Annotated in this window: 16 protein-coding genes; all 16 read right to left on the reverse strand. The window is 67.2% G+C overall.

Going from position 1 to position 19,445, the window contains the following annotated elements; genetic code table 11:
• Positions 1-253: 253 nt before the first annotated feature.
• Complete coding sequence (gene dnaE, locus E3O62_RS01760) at positions 254-3,721, reverse strand: DNA polymerase III subunit alpha (RefSeq protein WP_134395506.1); 3,468 nt, start codon at positions 3,719-3,721, stop codon at positions 254-256.
• Positions 3,722-3,828: 107 nt separating this feature from the next.
• Complete coding sequence (locus tag E3O62_RS01765; protein WP_134395432.1) at positions 3,829-4,749, reverse strand: RluA family pseudouridine synthase; 921 nt, start codon at positions 4,747-4,749, stop codon at positions 3,829-3,831.
• Positions 4,750-4,757: 8 nt separating this feature from the next.
• The gene (gene lspA / locus E3O62_RS01770; RefSeq protein ID WP_241973256.1) at positions 4,758-5,315 is read right to left on the reverse strand and encodes a signal peptidase II; all 558 of its coding nucleotides are present in this window, start codon (positions 5,313-5,315) and stop codon (positions 4,758-4,760) included.
• The gene (locus E3O62_RS01775; protein ID WP_134397345.1) at positions 5,305-5,919 is read right to left on the reverse strand and encodes a DivIVA domain-containing protein; all 615 of its coding nucleotides are present in this window, start codon (positions 5,917-5,919) and stop codon (positions 5,305-5,307) included. Before E3O62_RS01775 ends, lspA begins: the two co-directional genes overlap by 11 nt.
• A 144-nt stretch (positions 5,920-6,063) precedes the next feature.
• Positions 6,064-6,360, reverse strand: coding sequence for a YggT family protein (locus tag E3O62_RS01780; RefSeq protein ID WP_104099514.1), 297 nt, complete (start codon positions 6,358-6,360; stop codon positions 6,064-6,066).
• 8 nt (positions 6,361-6,368) lie between these two features.
• Positions 6,369-6,935, reverse strand: a complete 567-nt coding sequence (locus E3O62_RS01785) for a cell division protein SepF (RefSeq protein ID WP_134395434.1) — start codon at positions 6,933-6,935, stop codon at positions 6,369-6,371.
• Between the two features lie 35 nt (positions 6,936-6,970).
• Positions 6,971-7,666 carry a YggS family pyridoxal phosphate-dependent enzyme gene (locus E3O62_RS01790; RefSeq protein WP_134397346.1) on the reverse strand — a complete coding sequence of 232 codons (696 nt, stop codon included), beginning with the start codon at positions 7,664-7,666 and terminating at the stop codon, positions 6,971-6,973.
• Positions 7,667-7,682: 16 nt separating this feature from the next.
• Positions 7,683-8,867: a cell division protein FtsZ gene (gene ftsZ, locus E3O62_RS01795; RefSeq protein WP_134397347.1), complete on the reverse strand. Its 1,185-nt coding sequence runs from the start codon at positions 8,865-8,867 to the stop codon at positions 7,683-7,685.
• Between the two features lie 141 nt (positions 8,868-9,008).
• Positions 9,009-10,055 carry an FtsQ-type POTRA domain-containing protein gene (locus E3O62_RS01800; protein WP_134397348.1) on the reverse strand — a complete coding sequence of 349 codons (1,047 nt, stop codon included), beginning with the start codon at positions 10,053-10,055 and terminating at the stop codon, positions 9,009-9,011.
• Positions 10,056-10,068: 13 nt separating this feature from the next.
• The gene (murC, locus tag E3O62_RS01805) at positions 10,069-11,466 is read right to left on the reverse strand and encodes a UDP-N-acetylmuramate--L-alanine ligase (RefSeq protein ID WP_134397349.1); all 1,398 of its coding nucleotides are present in this window, start codon (positions 11,464-11,466) and stop codon (positions 10,069-10,071) included.
• Positions 11,467-11,553: 87 nt separating this feature from the next.
• Positions 11,554-12,624, reverse strand: coding sequence for a glycosyltransferase (locus E3O62_RS01810; RefSeq protein WP_134397350.1), 1,071 nt, complete (start codon positions 12,622-12,624; stop codon positions 11,554-11,556).
• Positions 12,621-13,862 carry a putative lipid II flippase FtsW gene (gene ftsW / locus E3O62_RS01815; RefSeq protein WP_134395440.1) on the reverse strand — a complete coding sequence of 414 codons (1,242 nt, stop codon included), beginning with the start codon at positions 13,860-13,862 and terminating at the stop codon, positions 12,621-12,623. The genes E3O62_RS01810 and ftsW overlap by 4 nt, the downstream gene beginning before the upstream one ends.
• A complete protein-coding gene (murD, locus tag E3O62_RS01820; RefSeq protein ID WP_134395441.1) occupies positions 13,831-15,402 on the reverse strand; it encodes a UDP-N-acetylmuramoyl-L-alanine--D-glutamate ligase in 1,572 nt (523 codons plus the stop codon). Before murD ends, ftsW begins: the two co-directional genes overlap by 32 nt.
• On the reverse strand, positions 15,384-16,478 hold the full coding sequence (gene mraY, locus E3O62_RS01825; RefSeq protein ID WP_134395442.1) for a phospho-N-acetylmuramoyl-pentapeptide-transferase: 1,095 nt from the start codon (positions 16,476-16,478) through the stop codon (positions 15,384-15,386). The genes murD and mraY overlap by 19 nt, the downstream gene beginning before the upstream one ends.
• Positions 16,475-17,887, reverse strand: a complete 1,413-nt coding sequence (gene murF / locus E3O62_RS01830) for a UDP-N-acetylmuramoyl-tripeptide--D-alanyl-D-alanine ligase (protein ID WP_134397351.1) — start codon at positions 17,885-17,887, stop codon at positions 16,475-16,477. Before murF ends, mraY begins: the two co-directional genes overlap by 4 nt.
• The gene (locus tag E3O62_RS01835; RefSeq protein WP_134397352.1) at positions 17,888-19,432 is read right to left on the reverse strand and encodes a Mur ligase family protein; all 1,545 of its coding nucleotides are present in this window, start codon (positions 19,430-19,432) and stop codon (positions 17,888-17,890) included. It lies immediately after the preceding gene.
• Positions 19,433-19,445 lie beyond the last annotated feature (13 nt).

Consider the following 19,445-nt stretch of genomic DNA (forward strand, 5'->3'; position numbering starts at 1 on the left):
CGGGCAACTCTGAAATATCCAACTGAACTCTCAATTCCCCGCCTCAAGTGCGGCCTGTAGTGAAACACGAACTGTCTCACTACAGGCTGACACTCAGGGATTCCACCCCGAGAAAGCGGTTTCACACGAGAATCTCCGTCGAATTGGTTCGACACCGGGCACTTCGCGTCACCGGTGAGGATCAGCTTCCACGAGGTGCCGTCAGCTCTGACTTGCCGAGGGCGACACCAGTGGTCGGCTCGGACTCGTTCTCTTAGGTCAGGCAGTTCGGCCCGAGCAGGCTCTTGAGCTCCCCGAACAGGTCGGCGCTGATCTTCACATGATGGGGTAGCTCGAACACTCGGGCCGTGTGGCCCTTCACCAGCTTGATCCGCACCTCGGAGCTGCCGATGTGGCGGGTGATGACTTCACCCAGCGCCGTCACGGTGTCGGTTGTGGCCCGGGATTCCGCCAGCGTGACCGTCAGCGTGCCGGTTTCCGAGGCCAAGCCGAGCTCGGGCGCGAAAATGCTGTACGCGTGCAGATTCATGCCGTCGTCGCGCAGGCTCACCCGGCCCCGCACGACCACGACCGAGTCGCTGACCAGGTCGGACGAGAACTCCTGATAGGCCTTGCCCATGAACATCACGGCGATCTCCCCACCGAAATCCTCGACCTGGATGATGCCGTATTGGTTGCCCGACTTCTTCGCGATCCGGTGCTGCACGCTGGTGATCAGCCCGGCGATGGTGACGGTGTCGGCATCCTGCGTCTGCTCCGATCCCACCAGGTCCACGATGGTCGTGCTGGCGTGCTTGGCCAGCGGGAGCTCGAGCCCGGCCAGCGGATGGTCGGAGACGTAGAGCCCGAGCATGTCGCGTTCGAGCGCGAGCTTCTCCTTCTTACTCCATTCGGGACGGTCGGGAACCTGCTCGCTCTCTTGCGGGTCGTCGAAGAGGCTGTCGAAGTCGAAGCCGACCATGCCGTGTTGCTCGTCGCGCTTGATCTTGACAGCGGATTCGACCGCGGCTTCGTGGATCTCGAACATGGCCCGGCGGGTCGCGCCGAGCGAGTCGAATGCGCCGGCCTTGATCAAAGACTCGACCGTGCGCTTGTTCGCCACCGGGATCGGCACCTTGCGCAGGAAGTCGTGGAACGACTCGAACGCGCCCTTCTCGGTGCGTGCGGCGCGGATCGCGTCGACCACGTTGAATCCCACGTTGCGCACCGCGCCGAGCCCGAAACGGATGTCCGTGCCCACGGCCGCGAAGTACCCGATCGATTCATTCACGTCGGGCGGCAGAACCTGGATGCCCATCCGGCGGCACTCGTTCAGGTACAGCGCGAGCTTGTCGCGGGAGTCGCCGACGCTGGTCAGCAGCGCGGCCATGTACTCCGCCGGGTACTTCGCCTTGAGGTACGCGGTCCAGTACGAGAGCACCCCGTAGGCGGCCGAGTGCGCCTTGTTGAAGGCGTAGTCGGAAAACGGGAGCAGGATGTCCCAGACGGTCTTCACCGCCTCCATGGAGTAGCCGTTGGCGACCATGCCGCCGGAGAAGCCCTCGAACTGCTTGTCCAGCTCCGACTTCTTCTTCTTGCCCATCGCGCGGCGCAGCAGGTCGGCCTGGCCCAGGGAGAACCCGGCCAGCTTCTGCGCGATCGACATGACCTGCTCCTGATACACGATCAGGCCGTAGGTGGTGCCGATGACGTCGGCCAGCGCCTCCTCGAGCTCCGGGTGGATCGGGATGATCTCCTGCTGGCCGGTCTTCCGCAGCGCATAGTTGGTGTGCGAGTTGGCGCCCATGGGGCCGGGCCGATACAGGGCGATGACGGCCGAGATGTCTTCGAAGTTGTCGGGCTTCATCAGGCGTAGCAGCGACCGCATGGGCCCGCCGTCGAGCTGGAACACCCCGAGCGTGTCACCGCGGGCGAGCAGCTCGTAGGCGGCCGGGTCTTCCAGGCCCATTTCTTCGAGCACGGGCCGGTGTCCACGGTTCACGGCGATGTTGTCGAGGGTGTCGTCGATGATGGTGAGGTTACGCAGCCCCAGGAAGTCCATCTTGATCAGGCCGAGGGCCTCGGAGGCCGGGTAGTCGAATTGGGTGACGACCTGGCCATCCGCTTCACGCTTCATGATCGGGATGATGTCGATCAGCGGGTCGGAGCTCATGATCACCCCGGCGGCGTGCACGCCCCACTGACGCTTGAGATTCTCCAGGCCGAGGGCGGTGTCGAAGACGGTCCGGGCCTCGGGGTCGGACTCGATCACGGCGCGGAAATCGGCGGCCTCGCGGTAGCGCGCGTGGTCCTTGTCGAACATGCCGGTCAGGGGCACGTCCTTGCCCATGATCGCCGGCGGCATGGCCTTGGTGAGCTTGTCCCCCATGCCGAAGGGGAAGCCGAGCACCCGGGACGCATCCTTGAGGGCCTGCTTGGCCTTGATCGTGCCGTAGGTGACAATCTGGGCGACGCGCTCCTCGCCGTACTTCTCGGTCACGTAGTGGATGACCTCGCCGCGACGGCGCTCGTCGAAGTCCACGTCGAAGTCGGGCATGGAGACGCGGTCAGGGTTCAGGAACCGTTCGAAGATCAGCCCGTGCACGAGCGGGTCCAGGTCGGTGATGCCCATGGCGTAGGCGACCATCGAACCGGCGCCCGACCCGCGGCCGGGACCTACCCGGATGCCCTGCTGTCTGGCCCACATGATGAAGTCGGCCACGACGAGGAAGTACCCGGGGAAGCCCATCTGGATGATGATGCCGATCTCGTAGTCGGCTCGTTTGCGCACCTCGTCCGGGATGCCGTTCGGGTAGCGCTTGGCCAGCCCGATCTCGTTCTCCTTGACGAACCAGCTCTCCTCGTTCTCCCCCTCCGGGCAGGGGAACCGGGGCATGTAGTTGGCCTTGGTGTTGAACTCCACCTGGCAGCGTTCGGCGATCAGCAGCGTGTTGTCGCAGGATTCCGGGTGGTCGCGGAAGAGATGCCGCATTTGCGCGGCGGTCTTCAGGTAGAACTCGTTCGAGTCGAACTTGAAGCGGTTCGGGTCGTCGAGGGTCGAGGCCGACTGCACGCAGAGCAGGGCCGCATGGGCGGTCGCGTCGTGGGCGTGGGTGTAGTGCAGGTCGTTGCTGGCCACGAGCGGCAGTTTGAGTTCGCCGGCGAGTTTGAGCAGGTCGGTCATGGTGCGGCGCTCGATGTCGATGCCGTGGTCCATAATCTCGCAGAAGAAGTTCTCCTTGCCGAAGATGTCCTGGAATTCCCCGGCCGCCTTCTTCGCCTCGTCGTACTGGCCGAGGCGCAGGCGGGTCTGCACTTCGCCGCCCACGCACCCGGTCGTGCCGATCAGCCCGTCCGAGAACTCGGCGAGCAGTTCCCGGTCCATCCGGGGCTTGAAGTAGTACCCCTCCAGGCTGGCCTTGGACGACAGCCGGAACAGGTTGTGCATTCCGGCCGTGGTCTCCGAGAGCAGCGTCATGTGCGTGTACGAACCGGCGCCACCGACGTCGTCACGGTTCTGACCGCTGGTTCCCCAGCGCACCCGGGTCTTGTCCCGCCGGTTGGTTCCGGGGGTGATGTACGCCTCGGTGCCGATGATCGGCTTGATGCCGGCCTCGGTCGCGGTTCGCCAGAAATCGAACGCACCGAACACGTTGCCGTGGTCGGTGATGGCGACCGCCGGCATCCCCTGCTCGATCGCCGCGTTGATCAGCGGTTTGACCCGCGCCGCGCCGTCGAGCATCGAGTACTCGCTATGCACGTGCAGGTGCACGAAGGAATCTGTCGATCCACCCGACTTATTCTGAGAGGACAAAACGGCTCCGAGGTGTTGGAATTGGGCGCTACGCGTCAGGCGTCGCGCAGCACGTCGAGGGCGTGCGCGAGGTCGGCCGGGTAGTCGGTGGTGAAGGTGACCCACTCCCGAGTGTCCGGGTGGTGGAACGCCAGCTGCTTGGCGTGCAGCCACTGGCGGGTCAGACCGAGGCGCGCCGTGATCGAGGGATCCGCGCCGTACATGGCGTCACCCACGCACGGATGTCGCTGGGCGGCCATGTGCACCCGGATCTGATGTGTGCGCCCCGTCTCCAGGTGCACCTCCACCAGTGACGCCGAGGGGAAGGCCTCGAGCGTCTCGTAGTGCGTAACGGAATCCTTGCCGCCGGCGATGACCGCGAACTTCCAGTCCGACCGAGGGTGGCGCCCGATCGGCGCGTCGATCGTGCCGGTGCTCGGATCGGGGTGGCCCTGAACGACGGAGTGGTAGATCTTCTCGACCTCGCGGTCGTGGAAGGCGCGCTTGAGCGCCGTATACGCGGTCTCCGACTTGGCGACGACCATCAGACCGCTGGTACCCACGTCGAGGCGGTGCACGATCCCGGCCCGCTCGCTGGCCCCGGAGGTGGCGATGCGGTAGCCGGCCGCGGAGAGCGCGCCGACCACGGTGGGACCGGTCCAGCCCACACTCGGATGCGCGGCCACCCCGGACGGCTTGTTGATGACCACGATGCTCTCGTCGTCGTGCACGATCGTGAGATCCGGCACCGGGATGGGCACGATCGCCAGGGCCTCCTTGGGCTGCCAGGACACCTCCAGCCACGCTCCATTGTGCAACCGGTCGGATTTACCGGCCACGACCCCGTCCAACGTGACTCCGCCGGCCTCGCAGACTTCGGCCGCGAAGCTGCGTGAGAAGCCGAGGAGCTTGGCGATGCCGGCGTCGACGCGGACTCCGGCGAGTCCGTCCGGGAGAGGAAGGGAGCGTGTTTCCATGGCGAGAATCAGGATGCTATCTGGGTGGGGGTGGATTCGGACGGGTCCGAGGCGTCGGTGCGGCGACCGTCGAGGCCGATTCCGCGAATGGTCAGGTACATGAAGATGATCATGCTCGACACGATCGCCATATCCGCCACGTTGTAGATGGCGGGGATAAGCCAGGGCGTGGAGATGAAATCGATCACGTGACCGAGGCCGAAGGACGGCTCCCTCAGCAGCCGGTCGGTCAGGTTGCCGAGCACGCCGCCGAGCAGGAGCCCGAAGACGACAGACCAGGCCAAAGAGCGGATGCGCCCGGCGAACCAGACCATGAGGATCACCACGGCCACGGCGATGATCGAGAAGATCCACGTCATGCCGGCTGCCAGGGAAAAGGCAGCGCCCGGGTTCCGGACGAAGTGCATTTGCAGCACGTCTCCCAGAACCCGGACGATGTCACCCTCGGTCAGTCTGCTGACGATGAGGTACTTACTGATCTGATCCAGAGCGTAAATTCCCAGGGCCACGACGGCCAGGAGGATCAACGCACCGGGGCGCTTCTTCGTTCGAACCTTAGGCGCCAAAGCTCTGGAAGCTCGACTTCGAGGCGTTGCTCGACTCGACCGGCGACGTGGCGTCGAGGTCGCGCAGCTGGGTCTCGATGTAGCTCTTCAGCTTCTGGCGGTACTCGCGCTCGAACGTGCGCAGATCGTCGATCTTGGTCTCGAGGACGGAGCGCTCCTGGTCGAGAATGCTGAGTTGCGCGCGCTGCTTAGCTTCGGCCTCGGCAACGAGACGGGCTGCGGTGGCGTGGCCTTCGGCGATGAGTGCGTCGCGCTTCTCGGCACCCTCCTTGACATGCTCCTCGTGTAGGCGACGAGCCAGCTGGAGGAGGTTGGTCGTGCCGGCGGTCTCGTCGATGGGCCCGGCGACAACCGGTGAGGCCACGACAGCGGGAGCCACGACGGGCTCCGCGACGGCCTCGGGCGCCGGTGCGACCTCGGCTGCAGGCTCCGCTGCGCCGCCAGAGCTGACGCGAGCCTTGAGCTCCTCGTTCTCTGCAGTCAGTCGGCGAAGTTCAACGACGACCTCGTCGAGGAAGTCATCGACCTCGTCCTGATCGTATCCTTCGCGGAACTTAGTCGACTGGAACCGCTTGTTGACTACATCTTCCGGAGTTAGCGCCATGGCTTTCCACCCTTAAAACTCGAGTTGCGAACATTGTGTTTGCGTTCAACCAACGCTATCAAGGTCCGACGCGTAGTCGGACCGCGTCAGCCCGGCACGCCGTCGGACCAGAATACATGCCCAGTCCGGGGCGCGAGGTAGCGGTCAGCGCATGAGCCCGGTGATCGACATGCCGACGATGACGCAGAGCATGGTGATGCTCCAGCCGAAGTCGAAGGCGATCGGGCCGACCCGAAGCGGCGGCAGGAGCCGGCGGAAGAACTTGATCGGCGGGTCGGTCAGGGAATAGGCCAACTCGATCACGACGAGCAGGGGGCCTTGCGGCCGCCAGGACCGGTTGACACTGCGTACGAGGTCGATGATGAACCGACCCCACATCACGAAGAAGTAGAGCAGGAGGGCGTAGTAGGCGATCGCACCGATCAGGCTGACGGCAAACACGGCGGTAACTACGACTGCGCGAAGAAGGACGCCTCGGCATCGGAGTCCTCCGCGGCATTGTCGCCGGACACGACAACGTGGGACGGGGAGAGCAGGAAGACCTTCGCCGTGACGCGCTCGATCTTCCCGTACAGACCCTGGGACAGTCCGCTGGCAAAGTCGATGAGGCGGCGCGCATCGGCGTCGCTCATCTGAGACAGGTTGATGATGACCGGGATTCCATCGCGGAAGGACTCCGCGATCACCTGAGCGTCCTTATACTGGCGCGGGTGGACGGTGAGGATTTCATTCATGTCTGAGGCAGCCACATTCTTCGGAGCGGAGGTCTTGCGCAGCGGTGTCACCGATGCGCGACCGGCCGAGGCGGATGCGCCGGCGGTGTGTGACGACGACGCGGTCGACGCGGCGTGCGAGGAATTGGGGGTGGAGTGCGGAGCAGCGGACTTTGATGCCGCAGCACCGGTCGCCGTCGAGTGAGTGGCCGTCGATGCGGGCGCAGTAGCGGGCGCCTCGTACTCGAGTTCCTCGTCTGCCAGACCCAGGTAAACCATGGTTTTCTTGAGCGGGTTGGACATCTCGACCTCCGTGTTGGTGATTCTTCTTGTCCAGATTAACCGGATACCGGGCGTTTCCCGGTGATTGCTGTGCCAATTCGAAGGTGTGTCGCCCCTTCGATGATCGCCTCCGCATAGTCCTGGGACATGCCCATGGACAAGGATTTCGCGTTCGGCGCGATCTGCTGAATCTGCTCACCCAGTTCGCGAACCCGGGCGAAGGATGGGCGCGGTTCTGCACCGAGCGGGGCCACCGCCATCAGCCCGATCAGCCGGAGTCCGGCCGTGGAGAGCACGTGTTCGACGAGTTTGGGCAGCTCCCCCGGAGCGACTCCGCCGCGAGACGGGTCAACCGTGAGGTTCACCTGCACGAAGCAGTCGACGACCGAATCCTCCGACGCCAATGCATCGACAAGCGATGCTCGATCCACGGAGTGGATGACGTCGGCGTAGGCCCGCACCTGCCGGGCCTTCTTCCCCTGCACCTGGCCCACGAAATGCCAGGTGAGGTCGAGGTGGAGGAGATCGGCGGCCTTGGCCTGGGCTTCCTGGTGGCGGCTTTCCCCGAAGTTGCGCACGCCGAGGGCGGCGAGTTCCTGGAGCAGCGAGACGGGCTGGAACTTGGTCACGACGATGGTCGTGAGCTCCGCCGGGTCGCGCCCGGCGGCGGTAGCCGCGGCGACGATCCCACCCTGAACGGCGGTCAATCGTTCCGCGAGGCCACCGGCCCCGGGCCTGACCGAGTCACTCATCTGGCTGCCTGCGGCACTACTTGAGGAAGTCCGGGATGTCCAGGTCGTCCGGGTCTTCCTCGAAGGCCGGGTCGGCCACGGCCGCACCCGGCTCGACGCCGGACCAGACCGACGAGGCTGCGGCATCCGTGTAGGGAGCCGAGTCGGTCGCGCCGACCGCCGCAGCGCCCGCCATGCCCACACCCGCGCCGGCCGCGACGCCGGCGGCGACCAGGTCTGCGCGGCGCACCTCGACCGCCTTGGCACCGGGCTCACCGCCGTCGAATCCGGCAGCGATGACGGTGACCCGCACCTCGTCGCCCAGGGTGTCGTCGATGACCGCACCGAAGATGATGTTGGCTTCCGGGTGCACGGCTTCCTGCACGAGGCGAGCGGCGTCGTTGATCTCGAAAATTCCGAGGTTGGAGCCACCCTGGATCGAGAGCAGCACGCCATGGGCACCGTCGATCGAGGCCTCGAGCAGCGGGGACGCAACGGCGAGTTCGGCCGCCTTGATGGCTCGGTCCGCGCCGCGGGACGAGCCGATACCCATCAGCGCGGAGCCGGCACCCTGCATGACCGACTTGACGTCGGCGAAGTCGAGGTTGATCAGGCCGGGGGTGGTGATCAGGTCGGTGATGCCCTGCACGCCGGCGAGGAGCACCTGGTCAGCCGTGGCGAAGGCCTCGAGCATGCTGATGCCGCGGTCGCTGATCTCCAGCAGACGGTCGTTCGGCACGACGATGAGGGTGTCGACCTCATTCTTGAGGGAGGCGACGCCGGCCTCGGCCTGAGCCTGGCGGCGCTTGCCCTCGAAGCCGAAGGGCTTGGTGACGACACCGATGGTGAGCGCGCCGATGGACTTGGCGATGCGGGCGACGACCGGCGCACCGCCGGTGCCCGTGCCACCACCCTCGCCGGCCGTGACGAAGACCATGTCCGCGCCGGCCAGAGCCTCTTCGATTTCTTCGGCGTGGTCTTCGGCGGCGCGGCGGCCGACCTCAGGGTCGGCGCCGGCGCCCAGGCCTCGGGTGAGATCGCGGCCCACGTCGAGTTTGACGTCGGCGTCGCTCATCAGCAGCGCCTGGGCATCCGTGTTAATGGCGATGAACTCGACTCCGCGGAGGCCAAGCTCGATCATGCGGTTGACGGCGTTGACACCGCCGCCACCGATTCCAACAACCTTGATGACTGCGAGGTAGTTCTGATTTGTTGTTGACACGTCCGGCCTCCGGTGGAACCCTAAACCTCTTGTCGAAGTTTAAAGTTATGCTGAGTATGCAATTCCTGTTTAGAAAGTTATGCGCCAGTCGATCAGGCTCGGGGAGGCGCGCCCGCGTGTCGCGAAGATCCAACCAACATCTCAGCGGAGAACGGCGCTGTCCGGGGAGGAGACGTCGTACTCACCGACGCTGCCGATCGGGTGGCTCACGATCAGGGCCGCGAGCACGACCGCCTTGAAGTCCGACTTCTCCGCACTCCCCCACACGACGCGCGCGCCGCCCACGAGCGTGAGGGTGACGTCGTCCGTGGTGGCGGCGGTGACGGTGTCGAGGGTGGAACGGATGTCTGCCGGCAGGGCCGCGATCACGGCCGCCGCCGCCCGGAAGCCGGCACTGCCGACCCCGGCCCGCGCATCGATCGTGGCGTACCCGGCGGGGCGCTCCGCGCCGCTCTGGATCACTACGCCGGCCGCGTCGACCAGGTCGAACCCGGACTCGGTCACGAGGGCGCCGACGGGCTCCCGCTCGACAATACGCACGACGAGGGTGTTCGGTGGACGGCTTTCGGTGACGTAGCTCTGGATCAGGGTGAACGCCGACAGCTCCTGTTTCACCGCGTCGAAGTCCACGAGCGGCAGCGGTGTACCCAGCTGGCCGTCGAGGGCGGACTGGATCTGCTCGGCCGGCACCCGGTTCGCCCCGACGACCTCAATGGTGCGCAGCGCCATCAGGGGCGAGAAGGTGCCGACGAGAACGAAGGCGACGAGCGCGCCCAGAATGCCGAGCGCGGTCAGCCAGATGTTCCGCCGCCGACGGGACCGCCAGGTGAAGCGACGCACCTCCTCCCGCTCATAGAGTTTGCGGGCACGACGGGCGGCCCGGAGCTTGCGTCTGGCCCCGGCCGGAGTCAGCGCAGAGTCGCGGGGCTCCGTGGGTGCGGGCGCGGAGGAAGGGGAAGAGTCCGGCGCCCGCAGCCGGGACACGGGTGCGATCGGGTCGGCGGGAAGCGTGATCGGCTCGGTGTTCGCGTGGTCGCTGTGACCGCTCGACTGGCGTCCTCCCGGCTTGGGACGGCCTGTCTTCGCTGCGGCAGGCTTCGCCCCCGCGCTGTTCGCGGCGGTCGCCTTCGGCCCGGCGGCCCGCTCAGCGCCTGCCGGCGGACGGTCGTAGCCCTCGGGCCGCTTCATGCTCGGCGGCGGGTCATCCGCGCGCCTGCGTGAGCGAGGCGAGCAGCTGGGGAACGATCCGATAGACGTCGCCGCAGCCGAGGGTGACGACGAAGTCGCCGTCCCGGGCGATCGAGGCGACGTAGTCGGCGGCCTCCTGCCAGTCGGGCACGTAGACGACCTTGCCGGCATCCGTGAACCGGTCGGAAACGAGGGCGCCGGTCACGCCGGGCTCCGGGTCCTCCCGGGCGCCGTACACGCCGAGGACGACGGTCTGGTCCGCCTTCTCCTCGAGCGTCTGGGCGAATTCCTGGGCGAACAGCCGAGTGCGACTGTAGAGATGCGGCTGATGCACGGCGATGATCCGACCGCCGCCGACCACCGTGCGGGCGGCGGACAGCGCCGCGGCCACCTCGGTGGGGTGGTGGGCGTAGTCGTCGTAGACGCTGACCCCGCCCACGGTGCCATGCAGCTCGAACCGGCGCTCCGTGCCGCCAAATTCCGAGATGGCGGCCAGGGACGCCTCCGGGGCGAAACCGAGGCCGACGAGCACCGCGAAGGCGCCTGCGGCGTTGATGGCGTTGTGCCGGCCCGGGATTCGGAGGGTGGCGAAGTAGTCGCTCCCGGCCCAGGCCACACCGAAACGCACCGGCCCGTCGGTGACGACCGAGTGCACGCGCACGTCGGCCGCGGCGTCCTCGCCGAAGGTGATGACCCGTTTGCCGGTGAGTTTGCCGGTCACGCTGACCGCGCCTGGGTCGTCGGAGGAGATGACGACGAAATCGGTCGCCTTCTGCGCGAATTCGACGAACGCGGCCTCGAACGCCTCGAGCGACCCGTAGTGGTCGAGGTGGTCAGGGTCGACGTTGGTGACCAGGGCGACGGCCGTGTTGTACAGCAGGAACGAGCCGTCCGACTCGTCGGCTTCGACCACGAAGAGGTCGTCGGTTCCCGCGGCCGCCGACACGCCGAGCGATTCGATCACGCCGCCGTTGACGAAGCTGGGATGCGTGCCGAGACCGAGCAGACCGGTCACGATCATGCCGGTCGAGGTGGTCTTGCCGTGGGCGCCGGCAACGGCGACGAGGCGGTGCTTCTGGATCAGCCAGGCGAGCGCCTGGGAGCGGTGCAACACGGGGATGCCGCGCTCGTTCGCCAGCACGTACTCCGGGTTGTCCTGCCAGAGCGCCCCCGTGACGACGAGGCTGTCGGCATCGCCGACGTTCTCGGCGGCGTGGCCGATCAAGATACGGGCGCCGAGCTCGCGCAGGGCGAGCACGTTGTCGGACTCGCGCACATCCGAACCGGTCACGGTATGCCCGGCGGCGAGGAACAGCCGAGCGATCCCGCTCATCCCGGAGCCGCCGATGCCCACGAAATGCACCGTGCCGAGGTCACGGGGAATGGTGAGGTTCAGGTCGGGCTTGATCACGGTTGCTGGCTCTTCTCAGTTGGAGACGAATGCTGGTGTGCGGTCGGTGCTGGTGTTCCGGTGCTGGATCAACGTTAGCCGCTGCGGCTACGCGAGGGCGGCGTGGATGAAGTCGGTCATGCGCGCCGCGCCGTCGAGAGCGCCGGCGGATGCCGCCGCGACGCCCATCCGGCGCACGCGCTCCCGGTCGGTGAGCACGGGAACGAGCTCGTGCTGAACCCAGTTCGGCAGGAAGTCCGCATCGTCGACGAGGATCCCGCCGCCGGCGCCCACGACGTCGGCCGCGTTGAAGCGCTGCTCGCCGTTGCCGACGGGGTAGGGCACGTAGACGGCCGGGATGCCGAGGGCGCTGAGTTCGCACACGGTTCCGGCACCGGCCCGGGACACCGCGAAGTCCGCCGCGGACAGCGCCAGGTCCATCCGGTCGCAGTAGGAGATCAGACGGTAGTGGTGCAGACCTGGGTCTGTCACCTCCGACTTCTCGCCGGTGATGTGCAGCACCTGCCAACCGGCCATGATCAGACCGGGAGCCGAGGAAGCGATGGTGTTGTTCAGGCGCCGAGCGCCCAGGGATCCGCCGGTGACCAGCAGGGTGGGGCGGTCGGCGTCGAGGCCGAAGAACGTCAGGGCCTCCGGGCGCGCCTGAGCCCGGTCAAGCTCGGCGATCTCGGGTCGCAGCGGCATCCCGACGACGTGCGGGTGGCGGATCCGGGTGCCGGGAAAGGCCACCGCGACGTGGCGGGTGAACCAGGCGCCGAGCCGGTTGGCCAGCCCGGCCCGGAAATTGGCCTCGTGGATGACGATCGGCACCCCCGCCCGGCGCGCCGCGAAGTAGGCCGGAGTCGAGACGTAGCCGCCGAACCCGACGACGACGTCGACCGTGCGGAACCGGATCAGATCGGCCACAGCGCCAATGGCCTGGTTCAGCCGTGGCAAAAAGGTGAGGGCCTGTCGGTTCGGCCGGCGTGGGAAAGGCAGTCGGGGAACGAAGACGAGCTCGTAGCCGCGGGCCGGCACCAGGCGGGCCTCGAGGCCCTCCTGGGTGCCGAGAACGATGACCGTCGCATCCGGTTCCCGGCTCATAATGGTGTCGGCGACGGCCAGCAACGGGTTCACGTGGCCGGCGGTTCCGCCCCCGGCCAGCAGATAGGTGGTCACTGTCGGGCTCCTGACGTGTCGGGTGACATGGAGCTGCGTCGTGGCGGCTCCGCCTGGTCGCCCCGGGTGAATGAGAGCACGATGCCGATCGCGCCGAGGGTCGTGAGCAGGGCGGTGCCTCCGGCGGAGACCAGCGGGAGCGGAACACCCAGCACCGGGAACACGCCCAGGACCACGCCGATGTTGACGAAGGCCTGGCCGATCAGCCAGACGAGCACGGCGGCCGTCGACACGCGGGCCTGCAGGCTCGTGCTGGTGCGCATGATGCGCAGGAACGCGAAGGCCAGCAGGATGAACATGAATAGGACGACGATGGCCCCGATCAGTCCGAGTTCCTCGCCGACGATGGCGAAAATGTAGTCGTTGTCGGCCGCCGGCAGCCAGGACCACTTGGCCTTGGAGTTGCCGAGCCCGACGCCGAAGATCCCGCCGTTGGCGAGTGCCCAGGTGCCGTGCAGCGGCTGCCAGCAGGGTGCCGAGATGGGGCCATCGAGCTCTTCGCAGCCGGCTCCCATGAAGCTCAGGATGCGGGTCATCCGGTTTGTGCTCGTCAACGCCATCAGAACCGCGAGCACGACCCCGGCGCCGAGAGGCACTGCCAGGAGGCGCAGTCGCACGCCGGCGAAGAACAGGGCTCCGAAAAGGATACCGGCCATGATCAGGACGGTTCCGAGGTCACCGCCGATGAGCACGAGCAGCACGGCGCCGCCGCCCACGCCGAAAACCGGAATGTACACGTGGCGCCAGTCGTCGAGCCGGTTCTCCTTCTGCGACAGGATCATGCCCAGCCAGACGACGAGGGCGAGTTTGATCGCCTCGGAGGGCTGGAACTGGACTCCGCCGACGGACAGCCAGTTGGTGTTGCCGGCCACCTCGACGCCCAGCGGCGTGAACACGACCAGGCATTGCAGGAGGCAGGCGACGATGAGCATCGGCCAGGCCACACGCTGCCAGAACTTCAGCGGCAGGTGGCTGATCATCAGCATCACTGGAACGCCGATCAGCGCGAATCCCCCCTGGCGCAACACGGTGCCGAAGAAGCCGGTGTTCTCCAGGTAGGAGTCGACCGAGGAAGAGGACAGCACCATGACCAAGCCGAACACGACGAGGAACAGTGTCGTGCCGAGCAGCAGAAAATAGCTCGCGGACTCGGACTTGAACACCCGGCCGAAATGAATCCGGGTGGAGGCGACGGGCTCGGCCTCCCTAGGCGCCGGGGTTCGAGGCGGAGTCTTCATCCGCCTCACCTCCCAGGTGCTCCCGTACGGCTTCTGCGAACAACCGGCCCCGCTGGGCGTAGTCGGTGAACTGGTCCATCGACGCCGCGGCCGGAGCCAGCAGCACGACATCGCCGGTTTCTGCGAGACCGGCCGCGAGGCGGACCGCCCCGGGCATCACCTGACCAGTGTCGTCGGCGTCGATCTCGAACACCGGCAGCTCCGGCGCGTGTCGCGCAAATGCGTCCCGTAACACGGAGCGGTCGGCTCCGATGATCACGGCCCCGCGCAGGTGGCCGACGTGCCGGGCCACCAGATCATCGACGTCGACGTCCTTGAGCAGGCCGCCGACCAGCCAGACGACGGTCTCGAAAGCGCTGAGCGAAGCATCCGCCGCATGCGGGTTGGTCGCCTTCGAGTCGTCGATCCAGCGGATGCCGGCAAACTCGGCCACGATCTCGATCCGGTGCGCGTCGAGGTGGAAACCCGCCAGGGCGTCGTGGATGACACCGGGCGCGACACCGAAGGACCGGGCCAGGGCGCTGGCGGCGAGGATGTCGGCGAGCAGGTGCGGCGCGCTGAGCCCGCGGGCCCGGAGTTCCGGCGCGGTGGTGATCTCGATGGCGGTCTCGAACCGGTCCTCGTGGAACGCGCGGTCGCAGAGGATGCCCTCGACAATGCCGAAGTCGCTGGGCCCGGGGGCGCCGAGACCGAAGCCGATCGCCCGGGCGCCCTCCTGCACGTCGGCGTCCTCGACCATGCGGATGGTCGCGGCATCCGCCTTGTTGTAGACGCAGGCCACCCGGGTATTGGCGTAGACGGTGGCTTTCGCATCGCGGTACGCCTCGGCCGAACCGTGCCAGTCGAGGTGGTCGTCGGCGATGTTGAGGCAGACGCTGGAGAACGGCAGGAGGGCGCCGGGACCGGTGCGGGGCAGGTGGTGAAGCTGGTAGCTGGAGAGTTCGACCACGAGCACGTCCCAGCCCTGCGGGTCGCGTACGGCGTCGAGGACCGGCACACCGATGTTGCCGCAGGGTGCGACGCGCAGGCCGGCGGCGGCGAGCATGGTGGCCGTCAGCTGCACGGTGGTGGTCTTGCCGTTGGTGCCGGTGACGAGGATCCACTCGGCTGCGGGCCCGACCTTGTCCCGCAGGCGCCAGGCCAGCTCGATGTCTCCCCAGACCGGGACCCCGGCCTCAGCGGCCCAGAGCAGCAGAGCGTGGTCGGGATGGTAGCCGGGCGAGGCGATCAGAACCTCCGGGCGGTGCCGGGTCAGTTCGTCCGGCACGATGCCGGGCGCCGCCTGCACCAGTTGCGCCCCGATCACGTCGAGCAGGCGGATGGTATCGGCGGGAGCATCGCCGGCCACAACGAGCACATCGGCTCCCAGCTCGGCGAGGGTATCGGCGGCCGCGAAACCCGTGACGCCCAGACCGAGCACGGCCACGCGCAGGCCGGACCAGTCGGCGTGCCAGCTCGTGAGGGCGTCAAGGCGTGCGGCATCCGCTGCAGTGGGCTCGGCGTCGTCCGAGTGTCGACCGGTCACTCGGCGGTCAGCCATTCGAGGTAGAAGGTGCCGACGCCGGCGGCCACGAGCAGCCCGCCGATGATCCAGAAACGCACCACCACGGTGACCTCGGCCCACCCCTTGAGCTCGAAGTGGTGATGGATGGGGCTCATCAGGAAGATGCGCTGGCCGCGGGTCACCTTGAAGTAGGCGCGCTGCACGATCACCGACCCGGCCTCGATCACGAACAGGCCGCCGATCAGCACGAGCAGCAGTTCGGTGCGGCTCAGAATGGCCAGGGCGGCGAGGGCGCCGCCGATGCCGAGCGAACCGGTGTCGCCCAGGAAGATCTTGGCCGGCGAGGTGTTCCACCAGAGGAAGCCGATCAGGCCGCCGACGATGGCCGCGGAGACGATGGCCAGGTCGAGCGGGTCCCGAACGTCGTAGGCGCGGTAGAGGTCGGAGATATCCGCGCCCCCGAAGCGGGCCTGGTTGGACTGCCAGAAGCCGATCACGATGAACGCGCCGATCGACAGGATCGACGACCCGGTGGCGAGCCCGTCGAGGCCGTCGGTGACGTTGACGCCGTTGGACGTGGCCGTCACGATCAGACAGATCCACAGCACGAACAGGGAGATGCCGATGATGCTGCCCAATTGCATGAAGTCCAGCGGCAGATCTCGTAGGAACGAGATCTGGGTCGACGCCGGCGTGACGCCGTTGGCGTTCGGAAACTGGATGGCCAGGATGGCGAACGTGCCGGCCACGAGAACCTGGCCGGTGATCTTGGCCCAGCCACCGAGCCCGAGGCTGCGCTGGTTGCGCGTTTTCAGGAAGTCGTCGACGAAGCCGACCATGCCGAGGCCCACCATCATGAACAGCACCAGCAGCGGCGACGCCGTGACCGGGGACCCGGTCAGCCACATCGCCGAGAAATAGCTGACCACGGCGCCGAGGATGATGATGATGCCACCCATGGTGGCCGTGCCGCGCTTGGCGTGGTGGCTCTGCGGGCCGTCGTCGCGGATGAACTGTCCCCAGCCCAGCTTCTTGAACAGCCGGATGAACAGCGGCGTCAGCGACAGGGTAAAGACGAGGGAGAAGGCTCCGGCCATCAAAAGTGCTCTCACGAGAACCACTCTCCCAGACGGTCGCCCAAAAATCTCAGGCCGGCGGAATTGGAGGATTTCACCAGCACGGTGTCCCCCGGTTGCACCGTGGCGCAGAGCAGGTCGAAGGCATCGTCGGCATTCTCGACGAAGGCCGACTCCCCGTCCCAGGATCCCTCGTTGATGGTGCTGATGTGCATGCGCCGGGCGCCCCGCCCGACGACGATGAGCTGGGAGATGTTGAGGCGCACGGCGAGCAGCCCGACCCGGTCGTGCTCCTCACCAGCCAGTTCGCCCAGCTCGCTCATCTCGCCGAGAACCGCGATGGTGCGCCGGCCGGGAACACCGATCTGGGCGAGGGTCTTGAGTGCCGCCGTCATGGAGTCCGGGCTGGCGTTGTAGGCGTCGTTGATGACGGTCACCCCGTCCCGGCCGCCCATGACCTGCATGCGCCAACGTTCGGCGGTCTGCACGGATTCGAGGGCGGAGACGATGTCGTCGATCGGGACCCCCAGGATCTCGGCGGCGGCGGCGGCGGCCAGGGCGTTCATGACATGGTGTTCGCCGAGCACCTGGAACGCCACCGGGCGGGACTGGCCCGAGGCCAGGTGCAGCGTGAACGTCGTTCCGGACGCGGAGGCGTGCACCGCGGTCGCGCGCACTCCCTCCTCGCCGTACTGACCGAACCAGACGATCCGGGCCCGGGTGGAGGCGGCCATACCGGCGACGCGCGGGTCGTCGGTATTCAGCACCGCGACATCCGTCGCCAGCAGCTCGGTGACCATTTCGGTCTTCGCGCGGACCGTGGCCTCGATACCTCCGAATTCGCCGGCGTGGGCGAGGCCGACCTTGAGCACGATCCCGATGTCGGGACGGGCCATCCGGATGAGCCGGGCGATCTCGCCGACACCGCTCGCGCCCATCTCCGCCACCAGGAAACGGGTGTCGCGGGTCAGTTCGAGCATTGTCAGCGGCGCGCCGACCTCGTTGTTGAAAGATGCGCGGGCCGCGACGGTGGGGCCGACACGTTCGAGCACGGCGCGGAGCAGGTTCTTCGTCGTGGTCTTGCCGTTGGATCCGGTGACGGCGACGATCTTGAGGTTGCCGGCTTCCCGCACGCGGGCCACGACGTCGGTGGCGAGGGCGCCGAGGGCGAGCACGGCGTCCGGCACGACGATCTGCGCGACGGGGAGATCAAGGTGTCGTTCGACGATCAGCAGGGTGGCGCCGCGATCGACGGCGGCCGGAGCGAAGAGGTGACCGTCGGTCACCTCACCGGGCTTGGCCACGAAGATGGAGCCGGGAACGGTGTCGCGCGAGTCGGTGTGCACCATTCCGTCGGTCACCGAGTCGATGCTCCGAGAAGTTCCGTCCAGGTGGAGCGTTCCGTCGACGGCCAGGGCGATCTGGCCCAGGGTCAGCGCGATCATCTACAACCACCCCGCATCGCGCAGCGCCTGGCGGGAATCGTCCCGGGCGGAGTACGGAATCTTCACGCCGGCGACCTCGTGATAATTTTCATGGCCTGGTCCCGCATACAAAATCGCGTCGCCTTCTTTCGCTAGGGAGAGCGCCGTCCGGAACGCCGTTCGGGGGTCGGGCACCTCATAGAACTCGCCGCCGGGCACAGCCTCCCTGGCGGCAGTGAGAAGCGTGGCACGGATGGCCGCGGGGTCTTCGAACCGAGGGTGGAAGTCGGTGATGACAACGACATCCGCCCCGCGGGCCGCGATGGCACCCATATCGGCCCGTTTGGTGGTGTCGCGGTCGCCGTCCGCGCCGAAAACCATGATCAGGCGACCGGTCGTGAACTTGCGAATGGCCGCGAGGGTGTTCAGGAACGCGTCCGGGCTGTGCCCGTAGTCGATGTAGACGAGCGGACCGGTGTCCCCGGAGATGCGCTCGGCGCGCCCGGGGATATAGACGTCGATTCCGCCGTCACGATCGAGGGAATGGGCGATCGCCTCCAGGTCGTAGCCGGATTCGACCAACATCAGGATGGCCAGGGCCGCGTTGGCGGCCATGAACCAGCCGACCAGGGGAACCCGGGTCTGCAGGCGGCGCCCCTCGGGACCCTCGAGCAGGAACTCGGTGTACAGCGCGCTCTCGGAGACGATGGACATGTGCCAGTCGGCGGCGACATCCGGGTTGCTGCTCAGGGTGGTGACGGGGATCCGGCACTCGTCGACGATCCGGCGGCCCCAGTCGGAGTCGACCGTGATGACGCCCCGCCGGGAGCGGTCAGGCTGGAACAGCTCGAGTTTGGCCTGGAAGTACTCGTCGAGGCCCGCGTAGTCGTCGAGGTGGTCGTGACTCAGATTCGTGAACCCGGCGACGTCGAAGACGAGCCCGTCCACGCGGTGGCGGGTCAGCGCCTGGGCGGACACCTCTATCGCAACGGCGCGCACCTCGGCCTCTCGCATGCGGGAGAGGAGGGCGTGCAGCTCGGTTGCCTCCGGGGTCGTCAGCGAGCTCACCACGGCGAGGTCGCCGATGCGGCGCTCGGCCGTCGAAGTGAGCCCGGCCACGACGCCCAGTTGGTTCAGCAGGGCGAAGAGGAGGTAGACCACGCTGGTCTTGCCGTTGGTTCCGGTGACGGAGAAGAGCGTGGCCGGATTGGCTTCGGTGCGGTAGATCCAGGCGGCGACGGCACCGAGCGCGGCGCGCGCGTCCGGGGTCACCAGGATCGGCAGGCCGCTGTCGGCGGCCAGTACCGCCCCGGCCTCATCGGTCAAAATCGCGACCGCGCCGGACTCGCGGGCGCCGGCGGCGTAGGACGCGCCATGACTCGCCCGCCCGGGAACGCCGACATAGAGGTCTCCGGGCTGAACGGTTCGGGAGCTCAGGCTCACGCCGGTGACCTCGAGGCCATCGACATCGCCGTGCACGTACAGTTCGAATTCATCGACCAGTCCCGACAACGATCTGGGGACCGGATGCTGAGGACGGAGAGCCGAGGGTGCCAATTCGGTCACGGGGCTCGCTTTC

The sequence above is a fragment of the Cryobacterium sp. TMT2-15-1 genome (genome assembly GCF_004402345.1).
Classification (GTDB): domain Bacteria; phylum Actinomycetota; class Actinomycetes; order Actinomycetales; family Microbacteriaceae; genus Cryobacterium; species Cryobacterium sandaracinum.

Coding starts and splice junctions, on each gene's coding strand:
- murD (WP_134395441.1), bottom strand. CDS start 15,402: ATGGCTGACCGCCGAGTGACCGGTCGACACTCGGACGACGCCGAGCCC.
- ftsW (WP_134395440.1), bottom strand. CDS start 13,862: ATGAAGACTCCGCCTCGAACCCCGGCGCCTAGGGAGGCCGAGCCCGTC.
- E3O62_RS01790 (WP_134397346.1), bottom strand. CDS start 7,666: ATGAGTGACTCGGTCAGGCCCGGGGCCGGTGGCCTCGCGGAACGATTG.
- E3O62_RS01800 (WP_134397348.1), bottom strand. CDS start 10,055: ATGAAGCGGCCCGAGGGCTACGACCGTCCGCCGGCAGGCGCTGAGCGG.
- E3O62_RS01775 (WP_134397345.1), bottom strand. CDS start 5,919: ATGGCGCTAACTCCGGAAGATGTAGTCAACAAGCGGTTCCAGTCGACT.
- E3O62_RS01785 (WP_134395434.1), bottom strand. CDS start 6,935: ATGTCCAACCCGCTCAAGAAAACCATGGTTTACCTGGGTCTGGCAGAC.
- dnaE (WP_134395506.1), bottom strand. CDS start 3,721: ATGCTCGACGGCGCGGCGCGGGTCAAACCGCTGATCAACGCGGCGATC.
- E3O62_RS01765 (WP_134395432.1), bottom strand. CDS start 4,749: ATGGAAACACGCTCCCTTCCTCTCCCGGACGGACTCGCCGGAGTCCGC.
- murF (WP_134397351.1), bottom strand. CDS start 17,887: ATGATCGCGCTGACCCTGGGCCAGATCGCCCTGGCCGTCGACGGAACG.